At 69.9% G+C, this 14,100-nt stretch carries 12 protein-coding genes; 6 read left to right on the top strand and 6 right to left on the bottom strand.

Features of this window, described 5'->3' with window-relative positions:
- Positions 1-167 precede the first annotated feature (167 nt).
- Positions 168-1,169, bottom strand: coding sequence for a LysR family transcriptional regulator (locus M1L60_RS16915; protein ID WP_253238386.1), 1,002 nt, complete (start codon positions 1,167-1,169; stop codon positions 168-170).
- Between M1L60_RS16915 and M1L60_RS16910 the strand changes: the two genes are divergently transcribed.
- Together M1L60_RS16910 and M1L60_RS16905 are read left to right on the top strand one after the other, a co-directional pair.
- Positions 1,168-2,115: an MFS transporter gene (locus M1L60_RS16910; RefSeq protein ID WP_253238385.1), complete on the top strand. Its 948-nt coding sequence runs from the start codon at positions 1,168-1,170 to the stop codon at positions 2,113-2,115. The two genes, M1L60_RS16915 and M1L60_RS16910, sit on opposite strands and share 2 nt — an antisense overlap.
- Positions 2,100-2,372 (top strand): hypothetical protein, encoded by a 273-nt coding sequence (locus M1L60_RS16905; protein ID WP_253238384.1) that lies wholly within the window; start codon positions 2,100-2,102, stop codon positions 2,370-2,372. Before M1L60_RS16910 ends, M1L60_RS16905 begins: the two co-directional genes overlap by 16 nt.
- A gap of 162 nt (positions 2,373-2,534) precedes the next feature.
- Here the strand turns inward: M1L60_RS16905 and M1L60_RS16900 are convergent, their stop codons facing one another.
- The 4 genes from M1L60_RS16900 to M1L60_RS16885 all read right to left on the bottom strand — a co-directional run bounded on the left by M1L60_RS16900 (position 2,535) and on the right by M1L60_RS16885 (position 6,903).
- A complete protein-coding gene (locus M1L60_RS16900) occupies positions 2,535-3,812 on the bottom strand; it encodes a M18 family aminopeptidase (protein WP_253238383.1) in 1,278 nt (425 codons plus the stop codon).
- Positions 3,813-3,986: 174 nt separating this feature from the next.
- Complete coding sequence (locus M1L60_RS16895) at positions 3,987-5,333, bottom strand: ABC1 kinase family protein (protein ID WP_253238382.1); 1,347 nt, start codon at positions 5,331-5,333, stop codon at positions 3,987-3,989.
- Between the two features lie 77 nt (positions 5,334-5,410).
- Positions 5,411-6,466, bottom strand: a complete 1,056-nt coding sequence (locus M1L60_RS16890; RefSeq protein WP_253238381.1) for a ThiF family adenylyltransferase — start codon at positions 6,464-6,466, stop codon at positions 5,411-5,413.
- Between the two features lie 275 nt (positions 6,467-6,741).
- Positions 6,742-6,903 carry a DUF5679 domain-containing protein gene (locus M1L60_RS16885; RefSeq protein ID WP_015625326.1) on the bottom strand — a complete coding sequence of 54 codons (162 nt, stop codon included), beginning with the start codon at positions 6,901-6,903 and terminating at the stop codon, positions 6,742-6,744.
- A gap of 469 nt (positions 6,904-7,372) precedes the next feature.
- Between M1L60_RS16885 and M1L60_RS16880 the strand changes: the two genes are divergently transcribed.
- A complete protein-coding gene (locus M1L60_RS16880) occupies positions 7,373-7,906 on the top strand; it encodes a M48 metallopeptidase family protein (RefSeq protein ID WP_253238380.1) in 534 nt (177 codons plus the stop codon).
- 9 nt (positions 7,907-7,915) lie between these two features.
- Positions 7,916-8,512, top strand: coding sequence for a hypothetical protein (locus tag M1L60_RS16875; protein ID WP_253238379.1), 597 nt, complete (start codon positions 7,916-7,918; stop codon positions 8,510-8,512).
- Between the two features lie 6 nt (positions 8,513-8,518).
- Here M1L60_RS16875 and M1L60_RS16870 read toward each other — a convergent pair whose 3' ends face one another.
- Positions 8,519-9,778 carry a zinc-dependent metalloprotease gene (locus M1L60_RS16870; protein ID WP_253238378.1) on the bottom strand — a complete coding sequence of 420 codons (1,260 nt, stop codon included), beginning with the start codon at positions 9,776-9,778 and terminating at the stop codon, positions 8,519-8,521.
- A gap of 90 nt (positions 9,779-9,868) precedes the next feature.
- On the opposite strand from M1L60_RS16870, the gene M1L60_RS16865 reads away from it, so the two are divergent.
- Together M1L60_RS16865 and M1L60_RS16860 are read left to right on the top strand one after the other, a co-directional pair.
- The gene (locus M1L60_RS16865; protein WP_253238377.1) at positions 9,869-10,894 is read left to right on the top strand and encodes a YlbL family protein; all 1,026 of its coding nucleotides are present in this window, start codon (positions 9,869-9,871) and stop codon (positions 10,892-10,894) included.
- A gap of 79 nt (positions 10,895-10,973) precedes the next feature.
- Positions 10,974-13,940 (top strand): UPF0182 family membrane protein, encoded by a 2,967-nt coding sequence (locus M1L60_RS16860; protein WP_253238376.1) that lies wholly within the window; start codon positions 10,974-10,976, stop codon positions 13,938-13,940.
- Positions 13,941-14,100 lie beyond the last annotated feature (160 nt).

Genomic DNA, 14,100 nt, shown 5'->3' with positions numbered 1-14,100 from the left:
AGCCATGGAGGCGCGTCACGCCGCCTCCCGCGAACTCGGCGGACGGCGATTCTGACAATCGCTGCTCACTGACTTACTGAATGAGGTGCCGAGAGGCCCGTCCGCTTCCCGCGGGCGGGCCTTTTGCTCATGCCTGCCCTGCCGCTTCCTGCGGGTGGGACTTTTGCTCAGGCCGGCCAGCCCGTCGGGACCCAGATGTCCGCCGGAGCCGGCGCCCGGGTCGCGGTCAGGTAGCGCCGAAGAGCGGCCAGGCTCGGATGCCGGTTGTCCGAGCGGAACAGCATGGCGTGCGGATAGGCCGGCGTGGGCCCGGCCAGCGGTAAGCGCCGCAGGTCGTGCCCGACCGGCCAGACGTACCGGTCGCCGGCGCCGACCAGGGTGGCCAGCTGCGCGGACTCGGCAATGGCATCCATCAGCGCCTCGGTACCGAAATTCGGGCCGATCCGGTCGATGCTCAGACCGAAGGCGGCCGCCAGCTCGCGATAGAACAGAGCCCACTCGCTGCCCGGTTTGATGCCGGGGATCCAGATGCGGTGCCCGGCCAGGTCGGCCGGCCGAATCGTGCCGGCGGCGGCCAGCGGATGAGCCGGCCCGGTCAGCAGCTGCAGCGACTCGGTCAGAACGGGCAACGCCGTGACACCCTCGGGCAAGGTTCCCGGCACCGCGCGGAAAGTCACGTCGATCTCGCCGGCCAGCAGGGCGTCGACAGCAGTGGTGACAGTCGCGCCGGGAAGCGTTACCACGTCGAGCTCAACATCCGGGTTCTCCCGATAGAAGGCTCGCACCGCCTGGGCCGGAGAGATGCGCAGGTGTACGACATCGACGCGCAGGGCCCGTTCGCCCGGCCGGACCGAGGCCGCGGCGCGGTTGACGGCCTGGAGAACTTCGCGCGCGTGCGGCAGAAAGGCGCGGCCGTCCAAAGTGAGGCGGGCGCCCCGGTGTGTACGGGTGAACAGCGTCGTGCCGAGACTCAGCTCGAGCCGCGCGATCCGCTTGGAGACCGCCTGCTGGGTGAGATGCGATTCGGCGGCCGCCTCTTGAAACTGCCCGGTGTCGGCAACGGCGAGAAACGTGCGGAGCGAATCCAGATCCACAACCAAAGGTTGTAGCACGCCGAACTCATCGTTGTTGGACCGTGGGCCCGGCTCGATGATCGAATCTCTCGCCATGAGCAGACCTTTTTGGTGGTTGTACATCGCCTTTGTCGCGTCCACGGCGGGGACGTGGCTCGGCTTCGGCGCGTTCCCGCTCATCGCGATCGAGGAGCTCAGCTCCGGGCCCGCGGCAGTTTCCGCGCTGGCAGCGGCGGGATTGGCCGTCGGTGCTCTGCTCGCCCTGCCGCTCGGGCCGTGGGTGGAGGGCCACCGCAAGCGGCCAGTCATGATCGCGGCGGACGTGGTTCGGTGCGTGGCACTGCTCAGTGTCCCGGCCGCCTACGGCCTCGGCCACCTGGGTTACCCACAACTGGTGGTTGTCTCGGTGATCGCGGCGGCGGCGAACATCGCGTTCACGGCGGCGAGCGGCGCCTATGTGAAACAGGTGGTGGAACCCGGGAATTTGTTGCGGGCCAACGCGCGCTTCGAGTCGGCGGCCTGGACAGCCATCGCGCTCGGGCCGGTGCTGGGCGGCGCGGCCGTCAGCCTGCTCGGGCCGATCGTCACCGTCGAGGCCAACGCCGCCGGATTCCTGCTGTCGGCGCTGGCGCTCCTCGCGATCCGGGTACGGCCGCCGAAGACTCGAGCGGACGGTCCGCCGATGCGAGCATCAGGCCTGATCGACGGTTGGCGGCTCATCAACGCCGACCGATCGTTGCGGCGGCTGTTCCACAACACCATCGTCGTGAGCGCGCTGATCATGGCGACCGAGCCACTGCTGGCCGTCCTGTTGCTCGGCGACCTCGGATGGCCGGCCTGGCAGTACGGCCTCGCCTTCGGGCTGCCCTGCGTCGGCGGCTTCGTGGGGGCACAGCTGGCCGGGCGGCTCGAGGCCAGGTACGGCCGGGAGCGCGTCCTGTTGGTGGCGGAGTGTTGCGGGTCGTCAGCCCGGTCGGTCTGGTTCTCGCTGCGCCCGGGGCCGCGGGCCTGCTCCTCGTTGTGCTCGTGGAACTCGTGGTGATCACCTGTATGGGCGTGTTCAACCCGCTGCTGGCCACCGAACGGCTTCAGCGCACGCCCGACGAGCGGATCGGGCGAGTGCTGACCGCGTGGACCGTGACCACGACCGGAGCCATCGCCGCCGTCACCGCGATGTGGGGAGTGGTGGCCGGCGTCACCGGCGCCCGGGCGGCGATCGGCCTGGCCGGGGTGCTGTTGCTCCTCACGCCGCTCGTGCTGCCGCTCCGCGAGGCCAGGCCCGCTCTGCCCCAACCCTGACGGTAGCGCCGAGGATCTCGGTGCCGCGCTCGCCGGGTCAGGCCCGCGCTGACAAGAACCTGAGGGCCGCGTTCAGGGTTTTGGTGCCGCGCTCGCCGGTCAGCCCGCGTTGACACAACCCCACGGCGGCGTTCAGGGTCTGGGCGCCGCGCTCGCCGGGTTTCAGGCTTGGGCGGACAGGAAGACCCTGATGGCGGCGCTCAGATAGGCCGGGTCGTCGACGTGGCAGAGCTCGCGGGCCGAGTGCATCGAGAGCAGGGGAACGCCGACGTCGAGGGTGGGGATGCCGATGCGGGCGGCGGTGATCGGGCCGATCGTCGAGCCGCAGGGCACCGTGTTGTTGGAGACGAACTCCTGGTAGGGCACGTCGGCGGCCGCGCACGTGCGGCTCCACAGGGCGGCGCCCAGGGCGTCGGTCATGTAGCGCTGGTTGGCGTTGATCTTCAGCAGGGGACCGGCGCCGGGCTGAGGGCGGTTGACCGGGTCGTGGCGCTCGGAGCGGTTGGGGTGCACCGCGTGACCGGCGTCGGACGACAGGCACCACGAGCCGGCGATCGCGCGGGCCAGGTCGGAGCGGTCCCCGCCCAGCGCGGCCGAGATCCGCTCCAGCACGTCGGCCAGGAACGGACCGGCCGCGCCGGAACGGCTTTCCGAGCCGACCTCCTCGTGGTCGAAGGCGGCCAGCACGGCGATCGCGTCGACCGGCTCGGCGGCCAGCAACGCGGCCACGCCGGCATGCACTGACGAGAGGTTGTCGAGGCGGCCGGAGGCGAACAGTTTCCGGTCGGCGCCGAACCGGGCCGGGGCGTTGGCATCGACGGTGATCACGTCGTAGCCGGCCACGTCGGCGCCGCTGATGCCGGCCAGGTCGCCCAGGTGAGCGACGATGTCGGCGTTCTCGGGACCGCCGACGCCCCACACCGGCTGCAGTTCGCGCTGCTTGTCGGGGGCGAACGACTCGTTCACGGCCCGGTCGAGGTGGATGGCCAGGTGCGGGATGCGCGCGAACGGGCCGGTCCGCACCAGATGGGCCGAGCCGTCGCGGTGCACGACGCGGCCCGCGAACTCGAGCTCGCGGTCGAACCAGGACGAGACGATCGGGCCGCCGTACACCTCGACGCCGGCCTGCCACCAGCCGGCGGTGACCGTGGACGGCTTGGGCTTGAGCTTGAAGCCGGGCGAGTCGGTGTGCGCGCCGAGGACGCGGAACGGTGTGCCCCGGCCGGCCGCCGCGGGCAGGGCCAGAGCAATGACCGAACCGTCCCGTACGATCGTCAGCCGCGCTCCCGGACGCACGACCTCGGACCAGTCGGCCGTCTCCTCGAGCGTCTTGTAACCGGCCGCGCTCAGCCGACGGGCCACCTCGGCCGCCGCGTGATACGAGCTGGGGGACGCCGTGACGAAGGCGGCCAGGTCATCGATGTGGGCAGACGCGTCCATGCCGCCCATCAGATCATGAGACGGGCCAACCAGGTCAGCCGACCGCGCACTCACCCCGGCCAACCAGGTCAGCCGACCGCGCGCACTCACCCCGGTCAAGCCGGTCAGCCGGACGCCCTCGATAAGCCCGGCTATCCGGTCAGTTGGCCGTGCTTGCTCATCGGGGCCCTCAGGTCAGCTGACGGGGGCGAAGCCGGGGAGCCACTTCTCGAGGATCGCGCGGTAGGGGGCCTCGGCCTCGAGCTGGCTCAGGACGCCGATCGAGCCCAGCGTCACCCGGTGGATCAGCAGGTAGGACGGCGGCAGGTTGAGCTTGCGGCTGAGCTGGTAGGCCGGGGAGCGCGGACTGCTCAGCCGGGTCGCCTCGCCGCGCAGCCAGCTGCGGGTGAAGCGGAATTTGTCGACGGCGACCGGTTCGATCATCGGGCGCAGGAAGTCGAGCAGGCCCTGGGCGTCGATCTCGTCGTCCTGCTTGACGAAGCCCTCTTCGCGCAGGCCGTCGGCCACCCCCTGGGCATCGCCGTCGAGGGCCAGCCGGACCAGCCGGCCGATCGGCTCGGGGTGGCCGCCGGGGAGCCGGGCCACCGCGCCGAAGTCGATCACGCCGAGGCGGCCGTCGGGCAGCATGCGGAAGTTGCCCGGGTGCGGATCGGCGTGCAGCAGACCGGCCCGGGCCGGCGCCGAGAAGTGCAAGGTGGCCATCAGACGGCCGGCCTCGTCGCGCTCCTTGACCGTACCGTCGGAAATGATCTTGGATAGTGGGGTGCCCTCGACCCACTCGGTGACCAGCACCTTGGGGGCGGCGGCGATCACCCGTGGCACGTAGATCTCGTCGTCGCCGGCGAACGCCTCGGCGAAGGCCGTCTGGGTCTCGGCCTCCATGGCGTAGTCGAGCTCTTCGGTGATGCGCTCGCGCAGCTCGGCCAGCAGGGGCTTGATGTCCATGCCGGGCTGAATGATCTTGAACATGCCGGCCAGGCGGGACAGCTGCTTTAGGTCGGCGATCAGCGCGTCGCCCGCGCCCGGGTATTGCACCTTGACCGCGACCGCGACGGTCTTGGGCTTGGCGTTCTTGCGGGCCGGCGGCAGCTTCCAGACCGCGCGGTGGACCTGGCCGATGCTGGCCGCGGCGGCCGGGCTGTCGTCGAACTCGGCGAACTTGTCGCGCCAGTCGGGGCCCAGCTGCTCGGCCAGGGCCTTGTGCAGGCTGGCCACCGGCATCGGTGGCGCGGCCTCTTGCAGCTTGGTCAGCGCCTGGCGGTAGGGGCCGGCCATCTCTTCCGGCAGGGCGGCCTCGAAGACCGAGAGCGCCTGCCCGAACTTCATGGCCCCGCCCTTGAGCTGGCCCAGAACGCTGAAGAGCTGCTCGGCCGTGCGGCGCTGAATGTCTTCGGAGATCACGTCGGTGGCCATTCCGACGGCGCGCTTGCCCAGCCCCAGCGCGGTGCGCCCGGCGAAGCCCAGGGGAAGCGCGGCCAGCTTGGCGGTGCGGGAAACTGCACGCCGCGGAATGTCGCTCACCAGATCATTGTGACCGAAGTCGGGAGCTTCGACCGCCCGCCTCAATGCCATTTGTCCGATAGAACCATGAAAGTCCATCACGATTGACCGCTTCCCGGTGGCGCGGGCCGGCCGCGGCGGCGTGGTGGGCGGGAGCAGTCGCAGGCCGGGTGGACCGGCCACGTCCGCCGACGCAGGCGGGACGGCGAGGTCAGCTCGGTCGTGACGCCGAGAGTTTCCGGCGTGCCACCGTCGATGAAGGTCAGGATCTCTTCGATCGCGTACGCGGTGGCGGTGAGCAGGGTCGACACGGTGCACGGCTCGGGCCCGGTGCGGGACGGGGGGCCCGGCCACGCCGCGTCCCGATCGCGGCGATGCAGGTCGAGGCAGGCCAGACAAGGGCCGCCGGTGGCCGGGACCAGAGGGCCGATCACCGCGGCGCCGTCGCGGATCGTCACCGCCAGGTGGGGCTGACGGCGCTGGGCGTGGGCGGCCGCGAGCAGGGTGACAGGCATGTCGGAGTCGAGCTGCACGACCAGGGTGGCCGGCCCGCCGCGGATGGCGCTGGTCTCCATGCCGGGAAGTACCCGTTCCAGGGCTGCGATGACCGCCTTGGCCCGGGGCCGGCTGACATCGGACCCGCGGAGCGGACCACCGGCCAGCTCGCCCGGGTGGACCGACCCCGGCAGGTCGGGGTGAACGTGACCGACACCCGCCTCGGCCAGCGCCACCGCGATCGATGCGCCCAACCGGCCCTGACCGCTGAGCACCACCCGGGCGGCGTGCCGGCGGCGCAGGCGGGACGCGGGAGAGCGCGTGGTGCCGCCGCGCAGGGCCAGGACGGCGGCTTCGCCGGTGAGCCGGTGCACGGACGGGATGGAGTGCGGCAGCAGCGAGGCGGCGGGAACGGCCAGCCCGGCGGCGCGGAGGGAGTCGACCACGGCCTGGGCGTCCTCGACCGGGATGCCCTGGGCGGCCGCGTGGATCAGGACCAGTCGCTCGGGCCGGGTGCCGTCGAGCAGGTCGAGCACCTGGGCCGTTCGAGGGTGGGGAAGGCGCAGCACGAACGCCCGGGCCGGGTCGGAGCCGAGTTGCAACTCGCCGCCCTCGCGCCAGACGCGGGGGAGGCCGGGGATGAGCGTGGGACGGTTCACGCATCACAGGATGTCACTGCAAGGATGCGGAGCGAATAAGTTGTCCACAGGGCCGGACGGCCCCGGACACGCTTTGTCCACAGGTTTCAGGAAGTTATCCACAGGCCTGGGGGTTTATCCACAACCTCACTCAACGTGCTTCGGAGGGTGTGGATATGGCTCTGCGGCGAGAAGTACCGGGGAGGGCGACCCGCCCTCCCCGGGTGGGTGAACAGCCTTGTCGCGGGCTCGATGTTGGCCTAGTGGGACCAAGCTCGCGGAGCCGTTCTAACTTCTCAGGCCTTGGCCTTGCCCAGGATGCGGTTCACGGTCGTGCCGCAGACCGGGCACTTGCCCTTGGCCATGTTCATGCCCGTCTTCGAGACCTCTACGGTGCCCTGGAAGTCGCGCTTCTCCTTGCACTTCACGCAGTAGCCGTTGTACGTGTTGTCGGCCACGGTTCCTCCTCGTCATGTTGTCGGCCGGGTCGGCCCATGCCTGCTCGCGGTGGCAGGCCGCGACCTGTGTTCGGCGCTGGACCGCTCCGAGACCACACGGATGTGGCCACCCATCGGGGCGGTCACTACCCAGGTCAGGCCAGTTCCATGTCAGCGCGGCGTCGGCGGTGTCACCGACGACGTGAGTCTGCCCGCCCGAAACGCCCTTTTTGGGATGTTGTGGTGCAACACGCCGTACGGTGCCATCAAACGGGCAGAAATGGGACGTTGATCGCGTTGGCCGTCGGATCACTCGGTGAGCTAGGTTCGCCAACTGGCGCCGATGTTGCGGCCGTGGAAAATTTTTTCGGTGATACGCGGACGAAGTACACAAATCTCACGGGTGTCGTCCGCCGTACTCTTGCGGTGACATGGGTCTCACGGATTAGCGTCTCAACGTGAACCCGAATCTGGGCCGCGCGAGCCGGTAATGGCCCGGACGCGGAAGCCTGTTGTCGAAGTGCGGCGCAGTCAGCGCCGTCGGCGCACAGTGTCCGCCTACCGCGACGGCGAACGCGTGGTCGTGCTCATCCCCGACCGGTTCTCCCGCGCCGAAGAGACCGAATGGGTCGAGCGGATGCTGGCCCGGCTGGCCGCCCGCGAGGAACGCATCCAGCGCACCGACGGCGAGCTGCTGATCCGGGCCCGCCGGCTGACCAGCCGCTACCTCGCCGACCACACGGCCCGGGTGCGGCCGGCCAGTGTGCGCTGGGTCACCAACCAGAACGGCCGCTGGGGCTCCTGCACCCCTGACGACGGCACGATCCGCATCTCCCACCGCATCCAGGAGATGCCGGACTGGGTGATCGACTACGTGCTGCTGCACGAGCTGGCCCACCTGGTCGTGCCCAGCCACAGCGCCGACTTCTGGGACCTGGTCAACCGCTTCCCCAAGGCCGAACGGGCCCGGGGCTACCTCGAGGGCATCTCCGCCGCGACCGGCCTGGTCCTCGCCGACGACTAGTCTGGGCCCGTGGTCAGACGGGTGGTTGCAGCGCTGTTGGTGCCGGTGACGTGGAGCCCGCCCGGGGTTGATCTCACCGCCTGGCGGGCGGCGCTGGCCGAGGACGTCGTCGACCTGCTGGCCCGGCTGGCCCAGGCCGAGGGGGCCATCGCGGCCACGGCCGACGATCTGAAGCTGGCCGAAGAGATCGCCTGGCCCGGGATGCCCGTCTACGAGGTGCCGACCCCGACCTACCTGCCCGTGCTGGCCGCGGCGGCCGCGGACGGGTTCGACCAGGCCGCCGTGATCGCAGCCGACGCGCCCGATGTGCCGGGGATGATCCTGGGGAAGCTGCTGCGACCGCTCGAGAACAAGGCCGTCGCGGTGGCCCCGGGCGGCCCCGGGAACGGGCTGTTCGGCCTGGCCACGAGCTTGCCGGCGCCGGACTGGCTGGCCGACCACACGCTCGACGACGCCACGGCCCAGGTGCTGCGGCGCAACGCGCCCCGGCCCGGTGACGTCTCGTCGACCCCCGAGTGGCGGCGGCTGCGCGGGGCCGCCGAGCTGGCGAGCCTGGACCCCGCCCTGGAGGGCTGGGAGAACACGCGCGCGCTGCTCGGCGGCTGACCGGACCTACTCCTTGGTCTCGCCCTTGCTCTCGCCCTCTTCGGGGCCTTTGCCCAGGTTGTCGAGCTCGCTGATGTCCCAGTCGGCGCTGCCCTGGGCGAAGGCCTGTGGGTCGGCGAAGTCCTCGTCGGTGGGCAGCAGATCGGGGTGACCCCAGAGCGCGTCACGGCCCTGCACCCCGCGGTGGTCGGTGACGGCGGCCCACAGCGCGCCCGCCTCGCGCAGGCGGCGGGGACGCAGCTCGAGGCCGACCAGCGCGGCGAACGTCTGCTCGGCCGGGCCACCGGCGGCCCGGCGGCGGCGGAACGCCTCACCGAGCTGGACCACGGACGGCAGCCGGTCACCGGCAGCGCGGTCGACCACGTGGCCGACCCAGCCCTCGATCAGCGCGAGCGCCGTCTCGAGGCGGGCCAGGCTGGCCTTCTGCTGCGGCGTGTCCTCGGGGGTGAAGATGCCCTCGAGGGCCATGGCCTGCATCGACTCGGGGTCGGCCGGGTCGACCCGGCTCATCGCGTCCTCGATGGCCTCGCGGTTGACCGTGATGCCGTTCGCGTACGTCTCGACCGCGTTCAGCACGTGGGCCCGCAGCCACGGCACGTGGCCGAAGAGGCGCTGGTGGGCGGCCTCACGCAGGGCCACGTACAGGCGTACCTGGTCTTCGGGGATCTCGAGGCCATCGCCGTAGGCCTTGATGTTGGCCGGGACGAGCGCGGCGGTGCCGGTCGGGCCGAGCGGCAGGCCGATGTCGCCGGCCGAGAGCACCTCGGCCGCGAGCTGGCCCAGCGCCTGACCGAGCTGGCCGCCGAACAGCGCGCCACCCAGCGTCGCCACCATCGACTGCATGGGACCGAGCTGGGCCTTCGCCTCATCGGGAACCAGGTCGCCCATGGCGCCGACCATGCGACCGGCGATCGGGTCGCACAGCTTCTTCCACACCTCGAGCGTGTTGTAGATCCACTCGTTGCGGTTCCAGGCGGTCGCCGTACGAATACCGCTGGGCAGCGCGGAGGCCGGGTCGAGCCACAGGTCGGCCAGGCGCAGCGCCTCTTCCACCTGATGGCGCTCAAACATGTTCACCGCGGGGTCGCCGGCGGCGGACAGCTGGCTGGCGGCGACCTGCCGGGCCAGGTCCCAGTTCACGGGGCCGCTGCCGGGCCCGGCGAACATCTGCTGCAGCTGCGCCATGAACTGCTGCATCTGCTGCGGGTCGGAGGGGTCGGGTGGCTGGGCACCCGGCAGGGAGAAGCCGAACGGGATATCAGGCACGTAGCCAACCGTACGCGCGAAATGCCCGCTCGGGACCCGCGGCGGTGTCAGCTCAGAGAGAACTCAGGCAGGGGCGATAGTCTCTCGCGCATGAGACGTCGTGGTGTCACCGTAATCCTCGGCGCCCTGATCACCGCCCTGCTGGCCGTCGGTGTGATGGCCGCACCCCTGCCGTACGTCGTGCTGAAACCCGGCCCGACGGTGAACACACTCGGTTCGGACAACGGCGCCGAGGTTATCCAGGTGACGGAGGCGAAGACCACGACGTCGTCCGGCCAGTTGCGGCTGACCACGGTGAACGTGCAGTCGCAGGTCGAACTGGTGTGGGCGATCAGCAGCTGGCTCAACTCGTCCGACGCGGTCGTGCCGCGTGAGTTGATCTACCCGCCCGACCGTACGGAGAAGCAGGTCGAGCAGCAGAACGCCGAGGAGTGGACGGCCTCGCAGGACAGCGCCATCACGGTCGCCCTGACCAAGCTCGGCTACCCGGTGCAGACCGTGGTCGAGAAGGTCAGCGACGGCAGCGCCGCGACCGGCATCCTCGAGGCCGGCGACGTGATCACCGCGGTCGACGGGGCCAAGGTCACCGATCCCGGCAAGCTGACCGAGCTGGTCCGGGCCAAACCGGCCGGCACCACGCTGACCGTCGCCTACACCCGGGCCGGGAAGGCCGCCACGGCCAAGGTCACGACCAAGGCGGCCGAGGACAACGTGCCCCGGCTCGGCATCGAGATCGACACGAAGCAGAACGCGCCGTTCAAGGTGTCGATCGACCTCGACAAGATCGGCGGACCGAGCGCGGGGCTGATGTTCACGCTCGGCATCATGGACAAGCTCGAGCCGGCCGACCTGACCGGCGGAAAGATCATTGCGGGTACGGGCACGATCGACAACGACGGCAACGTCGGCCCGATCGGCGGCATCCCGCAGAAACTGGTCGGCGCCAAGAAAGCCGGCGCTCAGATCTTCCTGGTGCCCAAGGGCAACTGCGCCGAGGCACTGCGCAACGCTGTGGACGGTCTGCCGATGGCCGAGGTGGCCACGGTGGACGACGCACTCACCGCGCTCAAGACCTTCACCGGGGGCGGCACTGCGAAGCCGTGCTCGGCTGAGTGACAGATGACGTACTGTGAGACACCGGCCCGACTGATATGTGGAGCCTCCGTTGGTTATGCGTAACAGCCCTCTACCAAGGATGAGCCGGCGCGGTCGCGTCACCGTCGGCGTCCTGGTCGGGGTCTTCCTTCTTTTCACGCTGCTCGGGTGGGGCATCGACGCGTACACCGATTACCTCTGGTTCAACGAGGTCGACTTCGTCAACGTCTTCTCCGGTGTCCTCCTCACCCGCCTCCTCCTGTTCCTGGCCGTCGGCGCCGTGGTGGCGCTGATCATCGCCGGGAACCTCTACCTCGCGTACCGGTTGCGCCCGATGTTGCGGCCGCACTCGGCCGAACAAGCGACCCTCGAGCGCTACCGCATGATCCTGGCGCCGCGCCTGGGCACCTGGATCACCGTGCTCACGGTGATCATCGGCTTCTTCGCGGGCCTGTCCGCGCAGGGCCGGTGGAAGGACTGGATGCTCTTCCGCAACGGCGGGAGCTTCGGCGTTCAGGACCCGGAACACAAGGTCGACATCGGGTGGTACGTCTTCGACTACCCGATGCTGCGCTACGTGCTCGGGGTGGCCTTCACCGCCGTCGTGCTCTCGGTGCTCGGCGCGCTCGCGGTCCACTACATCTTCGGCGGCGTACGCCTGCAGGGTGTGGGCGACCGGATGACCACCGCCGCGCGGGCCCACCTGACCTCCCTGGTCGCGCTGTTCGTGCTGCTCAAGGCGGTGGCGTACGTGCTCGACCGGCGGGCCCTGCTGCTCGAGCAGCACGTCTCGCCCGGGCTCTACGGCGCCGGCTACACCGACGTCAACGCGTTGTTACCGGCGAAAGAGATCCTCGCCTACATCTCCATCGTGGTGGCGATCGCGATCATCGTGTTCTCCAACGCGTGGATGCGGAACCTGGTATGGCCCGGCGTCTCGCTGGCCCTGCTGGCCATCTCGGCCGTCGCCATCGGCGGCATCTACCCGCTGGCCGTGCAGAACTTCTCGGTCAAGCCCAGCCTGAGCGAGAAGGAAGCGCCGTACATCCAGCGCTCCATCGACGCCACGAGGCAGGCCTTCGGGCTCGAGAACACCAAGGCCGAGCCCTATCGGGCCAACACCGTGGTGCCACCGGCCAACCTGGCCTCGAACGCAAGCGCCCAGAACGCCCGGCTGATCGACCCGCAGATCGTCTCGCAGGCGTTCACCCAGTCGCAGCAGTCGCGCGGCTTCTACGACTTCGGGGCCAAGCTCGACGTCGACCGCTACACGATCGACGGCAAGGCCGGCGACTACGTGGTCGGTGTGCGTGAGATCAACGACGAAAAGCTGACCACGCAGCAGCGCAACTGGCTCAACCGGCACACCGTCTACACCCACGGCTACGGCCTGGTGGCGGCGCCGGCCAACCAGTTCTGCGGCGGTCTGCCGGTGTTCGTCTCCGGCTTCCTCGGCGACGACCGCCCGCCGGGCTGCTCCTCGGCGACCGAAGAGATCAAGGTCGCGCAGCCGCGGGTCTACTTCGGCGAGCAGTCCTCCGAGTACGCGATCGTCGGCCAGGAGGACGCGAACCGCAAGGTCGAGTTCGACCGGCCGCAGGAGGACAACAACGCCGGTGAGGAGCTCTACACCTACACCGGTGAGGGCGGCGTCTCGATCGGCTCGTTCTTCCGCCGGCTCGTCTTCGCGATCAAGAACACCGAGAGCAACTTCGTGCTCTCCGACGCGGTCAACGCCGACTCCAAGCTCATGTACATCCGTGAGCCCCGCGAGCGGGTCGAAAAGGTCGCACCGTTCCTGACGATCGACGGCGACCCGTACCCGGCTGCCGTCGACGGCCGGATCGTGTGGATCCTCGACGGTTACACCACGTCGAACTCCTACCCGTACTCGCAAAAGATCAACTTGGCCGCCGAGACGCAGGACGAACTCACCGGCCAGGGGCAGTTCGCCCTGGCCCGCGACGACGTCAACTACATGCGCAACTCGGTCAAGGCGACCGTCGACGCGTACGACGGCACGGTCAAGCTGTACGAGTTCGACGGCAATGACCCGGTGCTCAAGGCCTGGAACAAGGCGTTCGGCGGCGACCTGATCGTCCCCAAGGCCGAGACGCCGGCCGCGCTCGAGGAGCACTTCCGCTACCCGCAAGACCTGTTCAAGGTGCAGCGGAACCTGCTCACCCGGTTCCACGTGACCAACCCGCAGGCGTTCTTCTCCGGTCAGGATTTCTGGCAGGTGCCGAACGTGCCCGACGCGCCGACGAGCAACCAGAAGCAGCCGCCGTTCTATCTCAACGTGCAGCTGCCCGAACAGAACGAGACGCGGTTCCAGCTGACCGCCGGCGTGACCCCGGCCAACCGGGAAAACCTGGCCGCGCTGATATCCGGGTCGTACGTCGACAACGAGCCCCGGCTGGAAGTGCTCGAGCTACCGGATCAGGCGGTGACACCAGGCCCGGTCCAGGTCCATCAAAAGATGACCAGTAACTCGACCGCCCGGCAAGAGCTCACCCTGTTGTCGAACAACTCGCAGTCCCAGGTGCTCTACGGAAACCTGATCACCCTACCGGTCGACGGTGGTGTGCTCTACGTGGAGCCGGTCTACGTACGACCAGGTAATCAGGAAGACGCGGCCCCGCAGCTGCAGAAGATCCTGATGTCGTACGGCGACGGTGGCACCTACGTCGTGCTGGCCGACAACCTGAAACAGGGCCTGGACGAACTGGTCGCCCAAGGCAAACGCGCCCAGAGCGGCAACAGCAACACCGGAAACAACAACACCGGTGGTAATAACAACAACAGCGGTGGCACCAACGCGCCCCCGCCGGCCCTGACCGGCGAACTGTCCACGGCGGCGGCGGCCGTCGACAAGGCCATCGCCGACGTCCGCAGCGCCCAGCAGTCCGGCGACTTCGCCCGGTACGGCCAGGCCCTGCAGGCGCTCGAAACCGCCATGGCCAACTTCGAGGCCGCCCGCACCGCGGCCGGCGGCGGCACCCCGGCGCCCAACCCGTCCGCCCCGGCCAACCCATCCGGAAACCCATCACCAACCCCAAGCGGCTGACCGAGGGGGGGGGGGGGGGGGGGGGGGGGGGGGGGGGGGGGCCCCCGGGGGGGGGGGGGGGGGGGGGGGGGGGGGGGGGGGCGGGGCAGCCGGTCGAGCACCTGCCGGGTGATCTTCGGGGACAGGTACGCGTTGCCGGCCGCGGCGGCGCGGATCGCGT

It is taken from the genome of Paractinoplanes aksuensis (genome assembly GCF_024137025.1).
Classification (GTDB): Bacteria; Actinomycetota; Actinomycetes; order Mycobacteriales; family Micromonosporaceae; genus Actinoplanes; species Actinoplanes aksuensis.
Note: the sequence above shows the minus strand (reverse complement) of the source record. Positions and strands in the feature narration are given on the sequence as shown.

Coding starts and splice junctions, on each gene's coding strand:
- M1L60_RS16910 (WP_253238385.1), top strand. CDS start 1,168: ATGAGCAGACCTTTTTGGTGGTTGTACATCGCCTTTGTCGCGTCCACG.
- M1L60_RS16915 (WP_253238386.1), bottom strand. CDS start 1,169: ATGGCGAGAGATTCGATCATCGAGCCGGGCCCACGGTCCAACAACGAT.
- M1L60_RS16900 (WP_253238383.1), bottom strand. CDS start 3,812: ATGGACGCGTCTGCCCACATCGATGACCTGGCCGCCTTCGTCACGGCG.
- M1L60_RS16880 (WP_253238380.1), top strand. CDS start 7,373: ATGGCCCGGACGCGGAAGCCTGTTGTCGAAGTGCGGCGCAGTCAGCGC.
- M1L60_RS16865 (WP_253238377.1), top strand. CDS start 9,869: ATGAGACGTCGTGGTGTCACCGTAATCCTCGGCGCCCTGATCACCGCC.
- M1L60_RS16860 (WP_253238376.1), top strand. CDS start 10,974: ATGAGCCGGCGCGGTCGCGTCACCGTCGGCGTCCTGGTCGGGGTCTTC.